A 19744-nucleotide genomic window follows, 5' to 3' on the forward strand; every position below is an offset into this window, starting at 1 on the left:
AAGCGTTGATGTCGTCAGCCAAACCTTCGTCGACGATCAAGGCCAGCCTGACGGCACTTGCCGTCCACCTGCGCGGCGTGACGAAGGTCTACGACAACGGCGTCATGGCGCTGGGTCCGCTCGATCTCGCGGTGCCCAAAGGCGAGTTCATCTCGCTGCTCGGCCCCTCCGGCTGCGGCAAGTCGACGGCGCTGCGACTGATTGCGGGGCTCAGTCCGGCATCATCGGGCGCGGTGCGGGTGTCGCGCCACGAGGGTGATGTCCAAATTGGACATGGCATCGGCTTCGTGTTCCAGGAGCCGACCCTGATGCCCTGGACCAGCGTGCGCGAGAACGTGCGGCTGCCGCTGAAGCTTGGCGGCATCGCCAAGGCCGAAGGGCGGGCACGCGCCGATGCAGCACTGGCGAGCGTTGGGCTTGCCGATTTCGCCGATGCGTTTCCGCGTGAATTGTCCGGCGGCATGAAGATGCGGGCGTCGCTCGCCCGCGCGCTCGTCACCGATCCTGACATCCTCCTGATGGATGAGCCGTTCGCCGCGCTCGACGAGATCACGCGCTTCCGCCTCAACAACGATCTGCTCGCGCTGTGGCGCAGCCTCGGCAAGACCGTCATCTTCGTCACCCATTCGGTGTTCGAATCCGTCTATCTGTCGCAGCGCGTCGTGGTCATGACGGCGCGGCCCGGCCGCATTCAGGCCGACATCCGCATCGAGACCGTCGAGCCGCGCGGCGAGGAGTTCCGGACGTCCACCGCGTACTCTGACTATTGCCGCCGCGTCTCGGCTGCGCTCGCGCCCTCTTATTCGGGGCAGTCGACACTATGAACTTGCAAGCTGCCGTCGCCGCAAAGCCGTCGGGCGCGCAAAGCGCGGTGCGCTTCGTGCTGCCCGTCATCGTGTTTGCGGCCGGCCTTGCCGCCTGGGAACTCGTGGTTCGCATCAAGGAGATTCCGCCTTATGTGCTACCGGCGCCGTCGGCGATAGTCCTGACGCTGATCAAGGACTGGGCGGTGTTGTCACAATCGCTCGCCACCACGCTGCTGACGACGCTTGAAGGGTTCGTCGCCGCGAGCATCGGCGGCATCGCGCTGGCGCTGTTGTTCAACCAGTCGAAATGGGTGGAATATTCGCTGTTCCCCTATGCCGTCGTGCTGCAGGTGACACCCGTCATCGCGGTCGCGCCATTGCTGCTGATCTATCTGGAGCAGCAGACCGCCGTCGTCGTCTGCGCCTTCATCGTCGCCTTCTTCCCGGTGCTGTCGAACACCACGCTCGGGCTCAATTCGGTCGACCGCAATCTCGCCGGCCTGTTCCAGCTCTATGGCGCCTCGAAGCCGCAGACCCTGCGCTTCCTGAAGCTGCCCGCGGCGCTGCCCTATATCCTCGGCGGCCTGCGCATCGCCGGCGGCCTGTCGCTGATCGGCGCCGTCGTCGCCGAGATCGCGGCGGGAACGGCGGGGGCCGGCTCGGGCCTTGCCTACAGGATCGCGGAATCCGGCTATCGCTTGAACATACCCCGCATGTTCGCGGCGCTGCTGTTGTTGTCGCTGGCCGGGATTGTCATCTATGGGGTGCTGGCGCTAATTTCCCACCTCGTTTTACGGCGCTGGCATGAGAGCGCGCTTGGAAAGGAAACCTGATGTCTACCGGTTCGATTTCGTCCGACAAAATCGACCTCTTGATCTATGGGCCGGCGCGGCCGATCCTCGAGAACGGGTTTTCCGATCATTTCGTCGTGCACAAGGCCGAGACGCGCGGCGACCTCGAGCGGCTGACGCCGGCGATCCGCGACAAGATCCGCGGCGTCGCGGTGACCTATCACACCGTCCGCGCCGACAAGGATTCGCTGTCGCAGCTGCCCAAGATCGAGATGGTGGCGAGCTTCGGCGTCGGCTACGACCATATCGACGCCAAATACGCCGCCGAGCACAACATCATCGTCACCAACACGCCTGACGTGCTGACCGAGGAGGTCGCCGACGTCGCGATGGGCCTTCTGATCGCCACGTTGCGCGAATTCATCAAGGCCGATCGTTACGTGCGCTCAGGCCTCTGGCACACGCAGAACTATCCGCTCAGCGTCGGCTCGCTGCGCGACCGCAAGGTCGGCATCGTCGGCATGGGCCGGATCGGCCAGGCCATCGCGCGCCGGCTCGATGCCTCGCTGGTGCCGGTGGTCTATCACTCGCGCAATCCGTCCAAGGACGTCTCCTACAAGCACTATCCTGATCTGATCGAGATGGCCAAGGCGGTGGACACGCTTGTCGTGATCGTGCCTGGCGGCGCCTCGACCGAAAAGATGATCAATGCCGAGGTGCTGAAGGCGCTCGGCCCGCGCGGCGTGCTGGTCAACGTCGCCCGCGGTTCTGTCGTCGACGAGCAGGCGCTGGTCCAGGCGCTGAAGTCAGGCACCATCCTCGCCGCCGGCCTCGACGTGTTCGCGGCCGAGCCGAACGTGCCTGATGAACTCAAGGCCATGCAGAATGTCGTGCTGCTGCCGCATATCGGCTCGGCCTCGGTGGTGACGCGCAACGCCATGGACCAGCTCGTGGTCGACAACCTCAAATCATGGTTCTCCGGCAAGCCACCGCTGACGCCGGTTGCCGAGACGCCGTTCAAGGGGCGCTGATGCAAGTTGTTCGGGCCGTTGCATTCGCCGTCGCGGCCCTGTTGGCCGCGATCGGCATCGCACATGCGCAGGATGCGACAACCCTGAAGAAGGAGATGGTCGGGCAGTGGGAGCTCTCCACCACCGAACGCAGCAAGACCTGCGTCGTCACGATGAAGGGCGATGCCGCCGCGCAAGGCTTCAAGCTCGAGCTGGAGCCGGCTTGCAAGGCCGCGCTGCCCTTCACCAAGGATATCGTCGCCTGGAGCATCAAGGGCCTCGATATCGTCCGCCTGCAGGATGCATCAGGTGAATCCGTGATCGATTTCACCGAGGTCGAGGCCGGCATCTTCGAGGGCCTGCGCCAGGGCGAGGGCGTCTACATTCTGCAAGATCTCGCTGCCGCCCGCTCGATGGCCAAGTCGATGGACCAGATGATCGGCGACTGGGCGATGGTCCGGGGCAATGGCCAGCCGATCTGCGGGATAACGCTGACCAACACGGAGGCCGATCAGGACAATTTCCAGGTCTTCCTCAAGCCGAAATGCGATGCGGCCATCGCCCAGTTCAACCCGACGAAATGGCGGCTCGAGCGCGGCCAGATCATCCTGATGTCCAAATCAGGCGAGGTCTGGCAGTTCGAGGCCGACGACAACGCGCAATGGCGGCGGGTTCCCGATACGGCCGACCCCCTGATCATGCTGCGCCAATAGGCCCCGGTCCTGCAATTTTTCAGTGGCCCAATTATTTCTGAGGCCATGTCGAACCGGCCCCGGCTGGATCGTCATCTGGGTAGCGAGCTGATCGCGCGGCCGAACCGGCCGCGTCTCGCTTTACCAGGAGTTTTGCATGCGTTTCATGTACATCGTCACCTCCAGCCAACCCATGAAAGGCCCCAGCCCCGCGCTGATGGAGGCCATGCAGAAAATATCCGAGCGGGAAATCAAGGCCGGCCGGATGCTCGACAATGGCGGCTTGATGCCGCTTGCATCAGGCGCACGTGTGCGCATCGTCGACGGCGAGCTCAGCGTGATCGACGGTCCCTTCATCGAAGCCAAGGAAGTGGTCGGCGGCTACGCCATTTTCGAGCTGCGCGACAAGGCGGAAGCCCTGGCCATGGCCAAGGAATTCATGCAGCTCCACCTCGATCACATGCCGGGCTGGGACGGGACCTGCGAATTGCGGGCGTTCGCCACGCCTGATGTCGACGGCGCCTGCGAGGTGAACGCGAAGGCAGCTGCCCACGCCTGATGAACAGCATCGCGCGTCATGGTCGGCGGCGATGACGGCCGCCGACATCGATCAAGCCGTCCGTGCCACGATTCTCGCAACCTGGCGCGTGGTGCAGCCGCGGCTGATCGCGACGCTGTCGCGGATGCTGCGCGACGTGCCGCTTGCGGAAGAGCTGACCCAGGACGCGCTGGTGGCGGCACTGGAGGCGTGGCCCGTCACGGGCGTCCCGGACAATGCCGGCGCCTGGCTGATGACATCGGCGAAGCGCCGTGCGCTCGATCATTTGCGTCGCGGCAGGATGCTGAGCGACAAGCATGCCATGCTGGCGCGGGATATGTTGCAGGAGCAGGACATCGTGCCCGATTTCGATGCCGCGCTCGACGACGACGTCGGCGACGAATTGCTGCGGCTGATCTTCACGGCCTGTCATCCGATCCTGTCGCGCGAGGCGCGCGCGGCGCTGGCGCTGCGCATGATCTGCGGCCTCACCACCTCCGAGATCGCGCGCGCCTATCTCGTGCCTGAGGCCACCATCTCCCAGCGCATCGTTCGCGCCAAGCGGACGCTGTCGAATTCCGGTCTCGCCTATGAGACGCCATCCGGCGATGCTCTGTCGGAGCGTCTCGCCTCGGTGCTCGAGGTCGTCTACCTGATCTTCAACGAGGGCTATCTCGCGGCGCGAGGCGAGGAATGGCTGCGTCCGCAGCTCTGCGGCGAGGCGCTGCGCATGGGGCGCGTGCTCGCGGGTCTTGAACCCGACGAGCCGGAAGTGCACGGCCTCGTCGCCTTGATGGATTTGAATGCCTCGAGAGCCCGTGCCCGCACCGACGCAAGCGGCGATCCCGTTCTGCTGATGGATCAGGATCGCGCGCTCTGGGACTGGTTGCAGATCCGCCGCGGCCTGCGTTCGCTCGAACGCGCCGGCGAGCTCGGCGGCAGCGGCGGATTCTACGCGCTTCAGGCCGCGATTGCGGCGTGCCACGCCAGGGCGGAGACGGCGGAAGCGACCAACTGGCAGCGCATCGCGCAGCTTTACGCCGAGCTGGCACGGCTGGTGCGCTCACCGATCATCGAGCTCAACCGTGCGGTCGCCGTCGGCATGGCGGAAGGGCCGCAAGCCGGCCTCGAGGTGCTGGATGCGGTCGCCGGCGAGCCGGCGCTGGCGACCTATCACCATCTGCCGGCGGTTCGCGGCGACCTGCTGCAAAAGCTTGGACGGCTCGCAGAAGCGCGGCAGGCTTTTGAAGCCGCCGCGCATCTTGCGAGCAACGGACGCGAGCGCGCGCTGATGCAGCGCCGCGCCGCGGCGCTCAGCGATCAGTCTCTCTCTAGAGCATGATCGGCGCAAGCGTGTGATCGCCAAGCGCACCCCGGGAACCCGTCGGTCGGCAGTCTGTTAGCAATGAAGACGGTCGGCTCAGGGAAACCAGCAATGGCCAAGCGCGTCCTTGCGATCGGCATCGAACCCGGCAGTGCGGATTACAGCACCTTTCCGCAGCTCACGCCGGCGCTCGTGCGCAACTATATCGAAGCGCAGCTCCTGCGCCTGCGCGGCCTCGGCTACGAGGTCACGAGCTGCCTGATCGATCTCGACGCGACCGCTGAAGCTGCCGTGACGGCGGCGCTGCGCGAGGAGCACTTCGACTGCGTCGTCATCGGCGCGGGCCTGCGCGAGCCGAAGGAGCGGCTGCTGCTGTTCGAGAAAGTGCTCAACCTCGTCCATCAGCTGGCGCCGCAGGCTGCCATCTGCTTCAACACGACGCCCGCCGACACTGTGGAGGCCGTGCAGCGCTGGGTCGATCCGTAGCCGCAATCGCCCCTTTCCGGTAGCGCACTGTTCATGTTGCATGATAGGATCCATGCAACTGGGCCTAGAGCGTAACTTGGCCGGGTCCTGCGATGCTCAGAGCCGTCGTCATCATCGTGGTGACTGGCCGCATCAGATGGAGGATTCGGGATGCTTCGACGCCTTGGAATTGCGGTGTGTTTCTCGGTTGCTTTCGCCATCCCGGCCCATGATGCGCTGGCGCAGGACGCCGTCGGCGGCGCCATCATCGGCGGCGTGGGCGGAGCGATCTTGGGCGGCGCGCTTGGCGGTGGCCGCGGCGCGGCGATCGGTGCCGTCGTCGGCGCCGGCACGGGCGCTGCGATCGCTGCCGAAGGCGAACGCCGCCGCTCCGGCTATTATGCCTATCAGCGCGGCTGCTACATGCAGCGCGCCGACGGCCGCTACGTCCCGGTCGATCCGCGATACTGCTACTGAACCGGCCGGCACTGGCGCTTTGCTCTAGGTCTTGCCCGGCGCTTCCGGCATGATCTGGCGCAGCGGCTCCGGCGAGATCGAGATCTGGCCGGTGAACGGGCGGTCGTGCGCTGCGATCAGCAGCACCGAGGTCGCGACGCCGGTCGCGAACAGGCCCATCGCGATCGCCGATCCCAGGCGGTTGTCGCAATGCACGAAGCCGATCACCAGCAATTCGCACAGAGCCTGGAGATAAAGGCACCACCATTTCACCGCGTTCACCGAGGCGAGACTGACGACGATGCGCTGCCGGCGCGCGTCCAGCGCCTGCTCCAGCGCAGCGAGGATCTCGCGCTGCGTGGTCTCCTGCGCGCGACCTTGCGGCTCCATCGTGACGACCATCTGCAGGGCCTCGGCGAGCGGCGCCGGCGTCGCCTTCAGCGAGGCTTCCTGATGCGCCATCATCGGCCATTCCTGCGCGACGGCCTGCTCGACATAGTCGTGCACCAGTCCGCGTAGTTTCGCGTCCTGCTGCGCCGGCAGGCCGGCCGCAAGCAGTATGGCGCTTCGAAGCGCGCTGGCCTCGCGGCTCACCGCGGCGCCGCCGCGATCGCTGTCACCCCAGACCTGCGCCGCGATGAAGGCGACGAACAGGCCGAAGATGATGCCGAGCACCGGCAGCATGCCGGGCGAGATCGCCTTCAGCGATGCCGCGCGCTCCTTCGTCGCAACCAGCGCGACCGCGACGAACGCCATTGCCGCCAGAAGATAGGTGAAGCCGAAGATCACCAGCGCCATCAAGGGCACCGGCAGATTGTGTAACCAATCGCTCATGCCGTTCCTGCTACGCGATTCGTGGGCGAAAATCAGCCGCAACCGCACGGCCTGCGCGGATGCGGCAATTGACAGTCAGGCCCTCGGTAGAAGAAGATCTATCCTGCAATCAGTCGGCGAGGCTCCATGCGAAAGCTACGATTTGCCGTTTCGGGAGCAGCGCTTGCTATGCTCGTGCTCGCGGCTTCGATCTCCAGCCATTCGGTCTATGCTCAGGGCGAAGCCGCAATCATCTGGCCGACACGGCAATGGCAAACGTCTACGCCGGAAGAGCAGGGCATGGATTCGGCGGCGCTTGCCAAATTGCTTGATTTCGGCGCAACCCGCAGCCTCGACAGCCTCCTGGTGGTCCGGCACGGACGAATCGTGCTGGATGCCTATTACGCCCCGTATGCCGCCGACATTCCGCACCGGATAAACTCCGCTACCAAGGCGGTGATCGGCACGCTGGTTGCGATCGCCCGCAAGGACGGCCTCTTGGACAGCTTCGACCATCCGATGCTGGATTTTTTTGGCGATCGCGCCATCGCGAATGTTGATGACAGAAAGAAAGCCATAACGATTCAGAACCTACTCGACATGACCTCCGGCCTCGACTGGAAGGAGCCGCTGGACGGGCGCCCCGATACGATGATCCAGATGAGCCGTGAGCAGGACTGGACCCAATTCGTCCTTGATCGCCCGATGTCGAGCACGCCAGGCGACATCTTCAATTATAACAGCGGGGGTACGCATGTACTGTCCGCCATCATTGCCAAGCTCGCGGGAATGAACACCGCAGACTATGCCAAGGCAAAGCTGTTCGGCCCACTCGGGATCAGCGTCTCGAACTGGTGGCGCGATCCCGAGGGCATTCCGATCGGTGGATTCGGCCTGGCATTACTGCCGCGCGACATGGCCAAGATTGGCTATCTTTATTTGCGCAGCGGCGAGTGGGAGAACAAGTCGCTGCTTCCGCTCGACTGGATCGACAAGGTCAACCATGCAACCGTGAACATGAATATGCCCCGGGCACCGGACTTGCGGTACTCCAACCTGTTCTGGGCGCTTCCCGAAAAGAATGTCTTCATCGCGGACGGATATCACTGCCAGCTCATCATGGTCTTGCCGCGGCTGGACATCGTTGCGGTCACGACCGCCAGAGACTTTTGTCCGTTGGGCAGGCTGGCAGATTTGATCGCCGGTGCGGTCAAATCCGAAACGGCATTACCTCCCGACGCCGCCGGCGCAAATCTGCTTGCGGAGAAGATTCGCGAGCTGTCGACCGAAAAGGCGACGGAGGTCGGGGCTACGCCCGAGATCGCATCGGCAATATCGGGAAAGGCCTACAAATTTCCGGCGAATGCGCTGGGTGTGAAATCGCTGTCGCTGACCCTCATCGATCCAAATCCGCACTATGATCTCCAGGCCTACGTGCGGGATCGAGGTCGACAGTTACTCCAGTTTAGCGATCCGATTGGACTTGATGGTCTGTATCGCAAGGGACAGCTGACCGCCTCCGGAATATTTGCGTCCAAGGGCAGGTGGTTGAACGACAAGACGTTTGAGATCGAGCGCCAGGCGGTCGGAATGGATGAACTACAGAAATGGACCTTGTCGTTCGACGGTGACAGGCTCAATCTGCACGGCAAGGATCGGGAAGGCCGCGACGTTTCGGTGGACAGTGAGCCCGGCGGATAAGGCATGATCCTGCAACGGGGCGCTTATATCAGCCGCATCCCCCGCAAGCTCGCATGCCCGTTCTTGCCGACGATGATGTGGTCATGCACCGCAATTCCGAGCGGCTTGGCGATGTCGATGATCGCCTTGGTCATCTGGATATCGGCCTGCGAGGGCGAGGGATCGCCCGAGGGATGGTTGTGCACGAGGATCAGCGCCGTCGCCGACAGCTCCAGCGCGCGCTTGATCACTTCGCGCGGATAGACCGGAGTGTGGTCGACGGTGCCGGTCTGCTGCACCTCGTCGGCGATCAGCTGGTTGCGCTTGTCGAGGAAGAGCAGGCGAAACTGCTCCTTGTCGGCGAAGGCCATGCTGGTGCGGCAATAGGCGATCACCTCGTTCCAGGACGACAGCGCGTTGCGGCTGTTGACCTCGCCCTTGGCGACGCGATGCGCGGCCGCCGCGATCAGCTTGAGCTGGTTGATCGCGGCTTCGCCGACGCCGTCGACCTCGCGCAGGCGCGCCACCGGCGCATGTACGACCTCGGCGAATGAGCCGAACAGCTTGATCAGCGTCTTCGCCAGCGGCTTGGTGTCGCGCCGCGGCAGTGCCGGAAACAGCGCCATCTCGAGCAGCTCATAGTCGCTGAGCGCGTCCGCGCCGGCGCTGTAGAAGCGCTCGCGCAGCCGCTCGCGATGGCCGAGATAATGCGGCGTGTCTTCTAGCTTGCTTTTGTCGGCGTCGGACTTGGCGGGCATCGTCCGCCAGCATTGCCGCGGATTATCGCTTTTGCAACCGCCAATTGCGGCGGTTTCAGCGGCTTGACGTCAACCCCGGCACCGGTGCTTTGCAAAAAAATCGACGCCACCGTTTCCAGCGGCCAGTCCCGTTCGTCTTGATGGCTGTGGGCTCGCCAGGCCCGCCATCCGGGGGCAGGGGCAGCTGAGCGAAAAAATTTGTCCTCGACCGTTTCCTTTTCACCTCCCGTTCGTCTCAGCGGTATGGGCCTCGCCGGGCGGCCAGCACAGTCTTCGAAGGAGAACATCGATGCCAGAGAACAAACCCGCGCCGTCGCGACGAGCCCTCGTTGCCACCGGCCTCGGTGCCGGCGCCCTGCTCGCCGCCAAAATCGTCCCGTCCCACAGCCAGACCAGGAGTCCGACCATGGAAGCCACCATCCGCACCGGCAGCGACATCGCTACCCTCGTCAACGTCTTCACGGTCGAGCCTGGTAACCAGCAGAAGCTGGTCGAGCTCCTGAAGGAGGGCACCGAGAACTTCTTCAGCAAGCAGCCCGGCTTCATCTCGTCCAGCGTCCACGCCGGCAAGGAGGGTGGCCGCGCCGTCAACTACTCGCAATGGCGGAACGCCCAGGACATCGAGAATTTCCGCAAGGACCCGGAATTCGCGCCTTACATCCAGCGCCTCGCCGCGATCGCCAAGGCCGAGACGATCCTGTGCGAAGTCGTCGAGGTCAATCATGCCTGACCCCTGTGTGGCGCTGCGATCTCGATTGACGTATCACGGATTCGGATGACGGGAGGTCCGGCTTGGCAGACGATGTGACCGGCAATGGCACGGGGGCGGTCCGGCAGACCGCCCTTCAGGCCCTCGAACGCCTTGCCGTGGAGATGCGGCCGCAGCTGCATCGCTACTGCGCGCGCATGACGGGCTCGGTCATCGACGGCGAGGACGTGCTTCAGGACGCGTTGCTCAAAGCCTTCGAGGCCGCGCCGCGGACCGAGCCGCTGGACAATCCGGAGGGCTGGCTGTTTCGCATCGCCCATAACGCGGCGCTGGATTTCCTGCGCTGGCGCGCCCGCTACAACGCTGCTCACGCCGATGACGATCTGGACATGATCCCCGCTTTGACCAGCCCCGTGACCGAACGCGAGAGCGTCACCGCGAGCCTCGGGGCCTTCATGCGGCTGCCGGTGACGCAGCGCAGCGCGGTGATCCTGCGCGACGTGCTCGGCTATTCCGTCGATGAGGTCTGCAACATCATGTGCGGCAGCGTCGCGGCGACCAAGGGCGCGCTGCAACGCGGCCGCGTTCGCCTGCGCGAACTGGCGGCGGAGCCTGACGACGTCGGGCCTCCTGAACTGGCGGCCGCCGATCGCGCCCGCCTGATGCACTATGTCGAGCGCTTCAACGCGCGCGATTTCGATTCTCTTCGCGACATGCTGGCCGACGACGTGCGGCTTGAGATGGTCAACCGGACGCGCCGGGCCGGCCGCCGCGATGTCAGCGAGTATTTCCACCGCTATGCCGAGACCAGCCCCTGGCATTGCGTCCCGGGCTTCGTCGACCGCCGCCCCGCGATCATCATGTTCGACCCGCAGGATCCGTCAGGCCCGCCGCGCTACTTCGTCCTGCTCGACTGGGAAAACGGCAGCATCGTCAACATCAGGGATTTTCTGTTCGCGACTTACGCGATCGAGGGCGCCGAGCTGATCACGCTGGACTGATGAGTTGAGGTGGAAGCAGATCAGCCGATCTGCTTCTCGCCGTGCCGTTCCGACAGCGTGAAGATCTCGACGCCGGTGGCGGTGACGCCGACCGAGTGCTCGAACTGCGCCGACAGCGAGCGATCGCGGGTCACGGCGGTCCAGCCGTCGGACAGGATTTTCACATGCGGCTTGCCGAGATTGATCATCGGCTCGATGGTGAAGAACATGCCGGGCTTGAGCTGCACGCCTTCGCCCGGGCGGCCGATATGGATGATGTTCGGCTCGTCGTGGAACATGCGGCCGAGACCGTGGCCGCAGAAATCGCGCACCACGCTCATGCCCTGCGGCTCGACGAAACTCTGGATGGCGTGGCCGATGTCGCCGGTGGTGGCGCCGGGCTTCACCGCGGCGATGCCGCGCATCATCGCCTCATAGGTCACCTCGATCAGCCGCTCGGCCTTGCGCGCGATCGGGCCGACCGCGTACATCCGGCTGGAATCGCCGTACCAGCCGTCGACGATGAAGGTGACGTCGATATTGACGATGTCGCCTTCCTTCAGCGGGCGGTCGCCGGGCATGCCGTGGCAGACCACGTGGTTGAGCGAGGTGCAGGTCGAGTAGCGATAGCCGCGATACATCAGCGTCGCCGGATAGGCGCCATGGCTGAAGGCGAACTCGCGGACGAATTCGTCGATGCGATCCGTCGGCACGCCCGGGCCGACGATGTCGGTGAGCTCGTCGAGGCACTTTGCGACCAAAGCCCCCGCCTTGCGCATGCCGGCAAAGGCGTTCGGCCCATGCAACTTGATCTGTCCGGTCTTGCGCAGCGAGGTATCGGTGGCTTCGACGTAGCTCATGCGGTCGCTATCTTCTGGAATACGGCGGAAGGGCTTGATTTGAGGCTCTAATTTAATGATTGCGGGATTTCGTGCAAGCTTGGCCAGAGCGTTTTCGAGCGAAGTGGGTACCGGTTCGCGTGAAGAAAACGCGCCAAAACGAGAATTCCGCCGGCCATGCGGCCGAAAGCGGTCTCAATTCGGGACTTCTACGCTGGTTTCCACCGGCAGCGCCCCGCCGCGGACGCGGATTTCCCGGACGGGGTAGGGAACCCGGATGCCCTCGCGCTTGAAAGCGTCCCACAGCGCCAGCATCACGTCGCTCTTGACGGCATCCATGCCGTCGGGATCCGCGAGCCAGAGCGTCAGCGAGAACTTCATGCCGGCCTCCGCGAACTCGGTCAGCAGGCAGTTCGGCGGCTTGCCCTTTTGTGCGCGCGGATGGGCCGAGGCGGTCTCGATCGCCAGCTTGCAGACCAGCTTCGGATCGGCGTCGTAATTGGTGCCGAAGGTGATCTTCACCAGCGTGTTCTTGTCGGTGTAGGTCCAGTTGACGACCTTCTGCGTCACCAGATCCTCGTTCGGCACCAGGAATTCGCGGCCGTCCCCGGCGGCCACGGAAATATAGCGCGTCTTCATCGCGCTGATGCGCCCGGTATTGTCGCCGATGGTGACGAGGTCGCCCGGCTTCACCGATTTGTCGGCGAGCAGGATGATGCCGGAGATGAAGTTGGCGACGATCTTTTGCAGGCCGATACCGATACCGACGCCGACCGCGCCGGAGAATACCGCAAGCGCCGAGAGGTCGATGCCGACGGTGCCGAGCGCGATCACGATCGCGACCGCAAGCAGCCCGATGCGGATGATCTTGATCAGCAGCACCTGGACCGACGGCGTCAAATCGGTCGTCGAGTTGATCTTGCTCTCGGCGAAATTGCTGGCGATGTTGGTGAGCCAGAGCGCGAGGATCAGCAGTGCGCCGGCCTTGAGCAGCAGCAGCGGTGTCAGCCTGAGACCGCCGAGCACGATGGCGTAGGAATCGAGCAGGTCGACCGTGGCCTCGAGCTGGCCGAGGATGGACAGCGCCGCGACGAACCAGGCCGCAACCGACACCAGCTTGACGAAGAAGGCATTGCGCAGCACCGAGGTCACGAGCCGGATCACGAGCCAGGCGAGCCCCAGCTTGGCGGCGACCATCAGGAGATAGCTGCGGCTCGGCCAGGTCGCGTGATACATCACCACGCGGAAGATGATCACCAGCAGGGTGAACACCGCCGTCGAGGCGCTCGCGACCATCACACGGGCGAAGTGCCGGAGCGGCAGCGGCCAGCGCATCGTCACCGAGCTCATGTCGACGCGGTTGTGAACGCCGGTATCCGCCGCATAGGCGATGCCGGCCGCCGCCAGGATCAGACCGAACTGCAGGTAGAACCAGGGCGAAGAGATCTCCGCTCCGACGCTGCGTGCAGTCGTCTGCACGAACTCCATGAGGTCTTTGAGGTCCATGTCCATCAGGCGGTCTCGTCGGGAAGCAGGCGGAAGGATTTGATTCGAAGGCGCCGCAGCGGCCGGACCATCGATACACCGGCATGTGAAGCGCGTTAAGGCCGCAAAATAAGGGCAGATTGCCGCGAGCGGGCGAAAATGGGTTGGCGCAGGAGTGTGGCGACGATAAGGATGCAATTCCAGCGATTTGTACCCGGAAGGTGGATGGCTTCCCTCGACTCTTTCAGCATCGCCATTCTGCTCGGCGCCGCCCTCGTCATGGCCGGCATCCTGTCGAGCCTGCTCGCGCTGCGCTTCGGCGCGCCGCTGCTGCTGGTCTTTCTCGCGATCGGCATGCTGGCGGGCGATGCAGGCCCCGGCCAGCTCCAGTTCAACGATGTCGGCACCACCTATCTGGTCGGCTCGGTGGCGCTGGCGCTGATCCTGTTCGACGGCGGCCTGAAAACGCGCTTTGCCAGCATCCGCACCGTGCTCGCGCCCTCCGTGGTGCTCGCCACCGTCGGCGTGCTGCTGACCGCGCTGATCACGGCGCCGTTCGCGAAATTCGCGCTCGACCTCAACTGGGCGGAGTCGCTGCTGGTCGGGGCGGTGGTGGCCTCCACCGACGCGGCCGCGGTGTTCCTCCTGGTGCACACCCAGGGCCTGCGCCTGCGCCCGCGCGTCGGTGCGACGCTGGAAGCGGAATCCGGCACCAACGATCCCTTCGCGATCTTCCTGACCCTCATGCTGGTCGAATACATCTCGCTGGGCTCGAGCACGCCAGGCCATGTGGTGATGGAGTTCGTCCAGGAGGCGTTGCTCGGCGCCGTCGTCGGCGTGATCGGCGGGCGCCTCGTCGTCATCGGGCTCAACAAGGTCGCGCTGCCGCAGGGCCTGCACGCGCCGTTCGTGACCACGGCCGCGCTCGTGATCTTCGGCGGCTCGCAGATCATGCACGCCTCGGGCTTCCTCGCCGTCTATCTCGCCGGCATCATCATCGGCAACCGGCCGACACGCGCGCACAATTCGGTGGTGGCGTTTCTGGATGCCGCGACCTGGCTGGCGCAGATCGTGATGTTCGTGCTGCTCGGCCTGTTGGTCTCGCCGAGCCGGCTGGGCTCCAGCGTGCTGCCGGCGATTGCCATCGCGCTGGTGCTGATGCTGGTGGCGCGGCCGATCGCGGTGTTCGTGTGCCTGGCGCCATTCCGCTTCAACTGGCGCGAAAAGATCTTCATCGCCTGGACCGGCCTGCGCGGCGCGGTCGCGATCTTCCTTGCATCGATCCCGATGCTGGTCGGCCTGTCAAAAGCCTATCTCTATTTCGACGTCGCCTTCGTCGTGGTGATCATTTCGCTGCTGCTGCAAGGCTGGACCTTGGCACCGGCCGCGCGAAAACTGCACGTGGCGCTGCCGCGCACCGAGCGCGGGCCGCGCCGCATCGAGCTGGATCTGCCCGGCCAGCTCGAGCAGCAGCTCGTCGGCTATCCGGTGCGGCCGAAGAGCCTGTATTTCCGCCGCGGCCTGATCCCGTCCTGGTCGAAGCCGACGCTGGTGATCCGCAACGAGCACATCCTGACTCCCGTGGAGGCCGAGCCGGTCGCGCCCGGCGACTACATCTACCTGCTGGCGCCGCCTGAAAGGGCCGAGGCGCTCGACCGCTTCTTCGTCGACATGCAGCCGAGCACGGCGCCCGATCCGCATCTGCTCGGCGACTTCATGGTGTCGGGCGAGCACACGCTGGCCGAGCTCGCCGAGATCTACGGCGTGAAGGTGACCGAGGACGAGGGTAAGCTCACGCTTGCCGATTATTTCGACGTCCATCTCGACCGCGCGCCGAAGGAGGGCGCCGAGCTCGCGCTCGATACCATCGTGCTCGTCGCACGCAGCATTTCCGGCGGCCGCGTCAATGTCGTCGGCCTGCGCCTGCCGGAAGACGACGAGACGCCGGCCCCACTGACGCGGCGTCAGGAGCTGCGGAAGAAGCTCGCGGAGATTTGGTCGTCGGTGGCGGGGGTTTAGGGCGCGCCTGTTTCCTCAATGTCGTCCTGGCGAAAGCCAGGACCCATTACACCGGTCGGCAGTTTGGTAGGCGAAACTAGCCAAGAACTCGTCATTGCGAGGAGCTCTTGCGACGAAGCAATCCAGACCATCTCCGCGGGTGCATTTCTGGATTGCTTCGCTGCGCTCGCAATGACGGTATCTTTGACGCACCTTGCCCCAATGGTGACGCCGATATGCGAGGAACCGCCACGAAATCGCCGCTTCCGCCGATGATTTGCGCGGCTTCGTGACTCCGGGTTCCGGAACGTCTCGTGGCGTTATCCGTTTAGCCGCGTAACGGTCAACGCATCTGACAGGAGCAACCCATGCGTAAACTCATCCTGACCGCCATCGTCGCGATCGGACTCGGCTCCGCGGCGCCGGCGCTGGCCTATGACACGGGCGATCAGATCTCGATGCAGGCCGCGCTCGATGTCGCCACCGACATCGGCGTCGTGACGATCTCGCACACGAACTTCCTCGGCGATGAATGGCAGATTGAGGGCCGCGATTCCCGCGGCCGCTGGATGGAGGTCGATGTCGACGCGCGAACGGGCGATGTGCGCAACGTCGATCGCGGCTGGTAGACAAACTCTCGCTGTCATTGCCCGCGAAAGCGGGCAATCCAGTATTCCAGAGGCCGTGCATGGATACGGAGAAGCCGCGGCGTACTGGATGCCCCGGTCAAGCCGGGGCATGACTGCGGTGATCGGGTCAGCCTACTCGCGCTCTACGTCAGCACCTTCACGCCGCCGAACGAGGTCACGCGGCCCTGTCTCAGCATGACGATCTGCGTCGCGAGCTGGCGCAGCTCGGCGACGTCATGGCTGACATAGACCATGGGGACATTGGCTTCGTCCCGCAGTCGCACCAGATAGGGCAGGATCTCGAGCTTGCGGGCCTCGTCGAGCGCGCCGAGCGGCTCGTCGAGCAGCAGCAAACGTGGCTTGGACAGCAGCGCGCGGCCGAGCGCGACGCGCTGGCGTTCGCCCCCCGACAGCTTTCCGGGACGGCGATCAAGCAGCGCGCCGATGTCGAGCAGTTCGACGACACGCCCACGCTGCGCCGGATCGGGCGCGAGCCGGTTCATCCGTCTCCCATAGTCGAGATTTTGCGCGACGTTGAGATGCGGAAACAGCCGCGCATCCTGGAAGACGTAGCCGATGCGGCGGCGCCAAGTCGGGACATGAATGCCTGATGCGGTGTCGTCGACGGTCTCGCCGTCGATGACGATGGTGCCGCGGTCGGGCCGCAGCAGGCCCGCGACCATGTTGATCAGCGAGGTCTTGCCGGCGCCGGACGCGCCGAACAGGCCGGTGACGCGGCCCTCGCTGGCGAAGGTCGCGTGCAGCGAAAATTCGCCCAGCTGTTTTTCGACGTCGACGCGCAGCATGGTCAATTTCCGTGCAGGCGCGCGGTAGCGCGGCGGGCGAACCATTCGGCGCCGATGAGCGCGCCGAGCGCGAGCACGATCGAGACGATCACCAGTCGGCCTGCAGCCGCGTCGCCATCGGGCGTCTGGATCAGCGAATAGATCGCCGACGAGATCGTCTGGGTTTCGCCGGGAATGTTGGAGACGAAGGTGATGGTGGCGCCGAACTCGCCGATCGCCTTGGCAAAGCCCAGCACCATGCCGGCGAGCAGGCCGGGCAGCGCCAAGGGCAGCGTCACCGTGAAGAACACCTTGAACGGCGCGGCGCCCAGCGTCTCGGCGGCCTGCTCGAGCTTGCGGTCGATCGCCTCGATCGACAGCCGCATCGGCCGCACCAGCAGCGGGAACGACATCACGCCGCAGGCGAGCGCAGCTCCGGTCCAGCGGAACGCGAAGACAATGCCGAGATGATCGGCGAGGAAGCTGCCGACGAGGCCGCGGCGGCCGAAGGTGAGCAGCAGCAAATAGCCGGTGACGACGGGCGGCAGCACCAGCGGCAGATGCACGATCGCATCGAGCACGGACTTGCCCCAGAAATCGCGGCGGGCAAGCAGCCACGCCAGCGCAATGCCGAATGGCGTTGCCACCAGCGTCGCGATGATGGCGACCCTGAGCGAGAGCAGGATCGCCGTCCATTCAGCGGGAGAGATGTCGAGCATCAAGTGCTTGAAATCAGGTCGTGGGGCTGATCAGGAATTTAAAGCCGTATTTTTCCAGAATGGACTTGGCCGCCGACGTACGCAGGAAAGCGAGATAGTCGTTGGTTTCGGGCTTTGCGGTGCTGGTCGCCGCGACAGGATAGATGATCGCCGGATGCGAATCCGCCGGGAAGGTGCCGACGATCTTGACGCCGGGCTCGACCTTGGCGTCGGTGGAATAGACGATGCCGAGATTGGCTTCACCGCGCGCCACCAGCGTCAGCGCGGCGCGCACGCTCTCGGCCATCGCGAATTTCGGTTCGGCAGCCTGCCAGGCGCCCAGCTTCTCCAGTGCGGCCTTGGCGTATTTGCCTGCTGGCACCGACTTGACGTCGCCGGTCGCGATCCTGCCGTCGCCGGCGAGTGTTGCGAGATCAAAACCTTGCGCGATCGTGACGTTGGCGATCCTGGCATCCTTTGGTGCGATCAGCACGATGCTGTTGCCGAGCAGGTTGACTCTGGAAGGCGCGTTGATGGTCTTCTTGGCGACGGCATAGTCCATCCAGTCGGTATCAGCCGAGACGAACACGTCGGCCGGCGCGCCCTGCTCGATCTGTTTTGCCAGCACCGAGCTCGCAGCGTAGCTGACGCTGAATTTGATGCCGGTCTTGGCGGTGTAGGCGGCATCGACCTCGTCGAGCGCGTTCTTCATCGAGGCGGCGGCGAAAACCGTGATGGTCTTGTCCTCGGCGCTGGCCGGCGCGAGGCCCGCGAGCATGACGAAGGCAATGAAAAGTCCGGCGATACGATACATCGATGGCGCTCCGTGCGAGCCCGCGCGCGCAAACGCACGCGCAAATCTGGCGGTGGGTGGTTGGATCGCGACGGGCGGAAGCGCTGTTCCACGTCCCCCCGCGACGGCTTACGGCCGGCGGGGATATCGCAGATGCGAGGATAGCAGGCTAAGGCCGGAGGTCAAAGGTGCGAAAGGGATTCGACCTTCCACGAGTCGTCCCGGCGAAGGCGGTGGGTGAGGCGGCCGCTTCCCAGACCTCACCTGCCCCTACGGCTTCGCGTCCGGCGCGTGCAGCACGGCTTTGCAGGCCGCCGGCATCTGCGCCAAGGTCATCGGCGGCTTTGGTTTCGGCGGCTCCGGCGGCGGCTTGGGATGCAGCACGCCCTCGCTGAACCAATAGGCGAGATCGGAGGGCTTGCAGCCCTCGTCTTCGGATTGCGACGGCTGGCCCTTGCAGTCGCTGGCGCCGGCCGGGCAGCGCATGCGGATGTGGAAGTGATAGTCGTGGCCCCACCACGGCCGGATCTTCGACAGCCAGGAGCGGTCGCCCTTGGCTTCACGACACAGCGCCTTCTTGATCGCTGGATTGACGAAGATGCGCTGCACCGCCGGCTCCTGCGCCGCATCGCGCAGCACCAGCACATGGCCTGATGTGAACACTTTCGGATCGATGTCGAGGCGATCCTCGCGCACCATCATCACCGCCGACATCTCCTCGCGCTCCTCGCGCGAGAGCCGGTGGTCCGGCATCGGCGTCAGCCAGATGTCGGCGTCCAGCCCGATCTGATGGCTGGCATGGCCTGAGAGCGCCGGCCCGCCGCGCGGCTGGCCGATATCGCCGACCAAGATGCCCGGCCAGCCCGCATCCTTGTGCGCCTTGGCCGCCAGGCGCTTGATCAGCGCGATCATGTCGGGGTGGCCGTAGTTGCGATTGCGCGACAGCCGCATCACCTGCCAGGTGTCGCCGTTGAGCGGCATCTGCTCAGCGCCGCCGATGCAGCCCTTCACGTAGGAGCCGATCACATGCGCCGGCCCTTTCGAGGGCAGCAGTTTTCGCGCGAACAGCTCCTTGGCGCCGATCTTGGGATCATTGGGATGGGCGAGCGGCGGCAGCGGCTTCGGGTTCACGCTGCCCTTGTCCTGGGCGAGCGCGCCGCCAGCGGCCAGGACTTTTATGACGAGGAGCGTCATCGCAAGCAGGAGGGGAATGATGCGGCGGGGACTCATCTTGACACTCTTATAGCCCATTGCGGAGCCGATGCCGCACGCGGCGATGCGCCCGACACGACATTTAATTTTCCGCCGATCATCCCCGTGCCGGCCGTTCTTTAACGGTGCGATAACTCTATCCTGCATTGACCAAAATTCGTGCGCGGAACGAGATGCGCGTGCCGCCTGCATGCAAGCGGCGTCTGTTCCGGAATTGATTCATGGAGACTGCGCTTTTTCGCGCCTCCTCTCTCGCCGATCGCGACGCGGAAGCAGGTTCGAC

General features: G+C 64.7%; 21 protein-coding genes. 13 read left to right on the forward strand and 8 right to left on the reverse strand.

The genetic code is table 11. The annotated features are described in order from the left end of the window. Positions 1–8 precede the first annotated feature (8 nt). The 8 genes from HYH07_RS04635 (at position 9) to HYH07_RS04670 (ending at position 6103) form a co-directional block, all read left to right on the forward strand. Positions 9–824 (forward strand): ABC transporter ATP-binding protein, encoded by an 816-nt coding sequence (locus HYH07_RS04635; RefSeq protein WP_220001360.1) that lies wholly within the window; start codon positions 9–11, stop codon positions 822–824. Further along, entirely contained in the window at positions 821–1639 is an 819-nt protein-coding gene (locus tag HYH07_RS04640; protein ID WP_220001361.1) for an ABC transporter permease, read from the forward strand. Before HYH07_RS04635 ends, HYH07_RS04640 begins: the two co-directional genes overlap by 4 nt. Beyond that, entirely contained in the window at positions 1639–2628 is a 990-nt protein-coding gene (locus HYH07_RS04645) for a 2-hydroxyacid dehydrogenase (RefSeq protein ID WP_220001362.1), read from the forward strand. The genes HYH07_RS04640 and HYH07_RS04645 overlap by 1 nt, the downstream gene beginning before the upstream one ends. Then, positions 2628–3320, forward strand: coding sequence for an AprI/Inh family metalloprotease inhibitor (locus HYH07_RS04650; RefSeq protein WP_220001363.1), 693 nt, complete (start codon positions 2628–2630; stop codon positions 3318–3320). The genes HYH07_RS04645 and HYH07_RS04650 overlap by 1 nt, the downstream gene beginning before the upstream one ends. 136 nt (positions 3321–3456) lie before the next feature. Continuing rightward, positions 3457–3858, forward strand: a complete 402-nt coding sequence (locus HYH07_RS04655) for a YciI family protein (protein WP_057744429.1) — start codon at positions 3457–3459, stop codon at positions 3856–3858. 31 nt (positions 3859–3889) lie between these two features. Further along, positions 3890–5179 carry an RNA polymerase sigma factor gene (locus HYH07_RS04660; RefSeq protein ID WP_220001364.1) on the forward strand — a complete coding sequence of 430 codons (1290 nt, stop codon included), beginning with the start codon at positions 3890–3892 and terminating at the stop codon, positions 5177–5179. A 93-nt stretch (positions 5180–5272) separates the two neighbouring features. Further along, complete coding sequence (locus tag HYH07_RS04665) at positions 5273–5647, forward strand: hypothetical protein (protein ID WP_220001365.1); 375 nt, start codon at positions 5273–5275, stop codon at positions 5645–5647. 150 nt (positions 5648–5797) lie between these two features. Next, entirely contained in the window at positions 5798–6103 is a 306-nt protein-coding gene (locus HYH07_RS04670; RefSeq protein ID WP_220001366.1) for a hypothetical protein, read from the forward strand. A gap of 24 nt (positions 6104–6127) precedes the next feature. Here HYH07_RS04670 and HYH07_RS04675 read toward each other — a convergent pair whose 3' ends face one another. Further along, positions 6128–6916, reverse strand: a complete 789-nt coding sequence (locus HYH07_RS04675; protein ID WP_220001367.1) for a DUF4239 domain-containing protein — start codon at positions 6914–6916, stop codon at positions 6128–6130. Positions 6917–7084: 168 nt separating this feature from the next. On the opposite strand from HYH07_RS04675, the gene HYH07_RS04680 reads away from it, so the two are divergent. Then, a complete protein-coding gene (locus HYH07_RS04680; protein WP_228749234.1) occupies positions 7085–8596 on the forward strand; it encodes a serine hydrolase in 1512 nt (503 codons plus the stop codon). 23 nt (positions 8597–8619) lie between these two features. On the opposite strand, the gene radC is transcribed toward HYH07_RS04680, so the two are convergent. Then, positions 8620–9333: a RadC family protein gene (radC, locus tag HYH07_RS04685; protein ID WP_220001369.1), complete on the reverse strand. Its 714-nt coding sequence runs from the start codon at positions 9331–9333 to the stop codon at positions 8620–8622. 289 nt (positions 9334–9622) lie between these two features. On the opposite strand from radC, the gene HYH07_RS04690 reads away from it, so the two are divergent. Together HYH07_RS04690 and HYH07_RS04695 are read left to right on the forward strand one after the other, a co-directional pair. Further along, a complete protein-coding gene (locus tag HYH07_RS04690) occupies positions 9623–10063 on the forward strand; it encodes an antibiotic biosynthesis monooxygenase (protein ID WP_220001370.1) in 441 nt (146 codons plus the stop codon). Positions 10064–10206: 143 nt separating this feature from the next. After that, on the forward strand, positions 10207–11043 hold the full coding sequence (locus HYH07_RS04695) for a sigma-70 family RNA polymerase sigma factor (RefSeq protein WP_220001507.1): 837 nt from the start codon (positions 10207–10209) through the stop codon (positions 11041–11043). Positions 11044–11063: 20 nt separating this feature from the next. Here the strand turns inward: HYH07_RS04695 and map are convergent, their stop codons facing one another. After that, positions 11064–11882 (reverse strand): type I methionyl aminopeptidase, encoded by an 819-nt coding sequence (map, locus tag HYH07_RS04700; protein ID WP_220001371.1) that lies wholly within the window; start codon positions 11880–11882, stop codon positions 11064–11066. 174 nt (positions 11883–12056) lie between these two features. Beyond that, positions 12057–13373, reverse strand: coding sequence for a mechanosensitive ion channel family protein (locus HYH07_RS04705; RefSeq protein WP_220001372.1), 1317 nt, complete (start codon positions 13371–13373; stop codon positions 12057–12059). Between the two features lie 198 nt (positions 13374–13571). Between HYH07_RS04705 and HYH07_RS04710 the strand changes: the two genes are divergently transcribed. Together HYH07_RS04710 and HYH07_RS04715 are read left to right on the forward strand one after the other, a co-directional pair. Beyond that, the gene (locus HYH07_RS04710) at positions 13572–15365 is read left to right on the forward strand and encodes a potassium/proton antiporter (protein WP_220001373.1); all 1794 of its coding nucleotides are present in this window, start codon (positions 13572–13574) and stop codon (positions 15363–15365) included. Positions 15366–15712: 347 nt separating this feature from the next. After that, on the forward strand, positions 15713–15973 hold the full coding sequence (locus tag HYH07_RS04715) for a PepSY domain-containing protein (protein ID WP_220001374.1): 261 nt from the start codon (positions 15713–15715) through the stop codon (positions 15971–15973). Between the two features lie 143 nt (positions 15974–16116). On the opposite strand, the gene modC is transcribed toward HYH07_RS04715, so the two are convergent. The 4 genes from modC to mepA form a co-directional block, all read right to left on the reverse strand. Continuing rightward, positions 16117–16779, reverse strand: coding sequence for a molybdenum ABC transporter ATP-binding protein (modC, locus tag HYH07_RS04720; protein WP_220001375.1), 663 nt, complete (start codon positions 16777–16779; stop codon positions 16117–16119). Positions 16780–16781: 2 nt separating this feature from the next. Continuing rightward, complete coding sequence (gene modB, locus HYH07_RS04725) at positions 16782–17477, reverse strand: molybdate ABC transporter permease subunit (RefSeq protein WP_220001376.1); 696 nt, start codon at positions 17475–17477, stop codon at positions 16782–16784. A gap of 13 nt (positions 17478–17490) precedes the next feature. Continuing rightward, positions 17491–18270 (reverse strand): molybdate ABC transporter substrate-binding protein, encoded by a 780-nt coding sequence (gene modA, locus HYH07_RS04730; RefSeq protein ID WP_220001377.1) that lies wholly within the window; start codon positions 18268–18270, stop codon positions 17491–17493. A 249-nt stretch (positions 18271–18519) separates the two neighbouring features. Then, positions 18520–19479, reverse strand: coding sequence for a penicillin-insensitive murein endopeptidase (gene mepA, locus HYH07_RS04735; RefSeq protein WP_220001378.1), 960 nt, complete (start codon positions 19477–19479; stop codon positions 18520–18522). Positions 19480–19744: the final 265 nt, after the last annotated feature.

The organism is Bradyrhizobium sp. BR 10261 (assembly GCF_019455395.1).
Classification (GTDB): domain Bacteria; phylum Pseudomonadota; class Alphaproteobacteria; order Rhizobiales; family Xanthobacteraceae; genus Bradyrhizobium; species Bradyrhizobium manausense.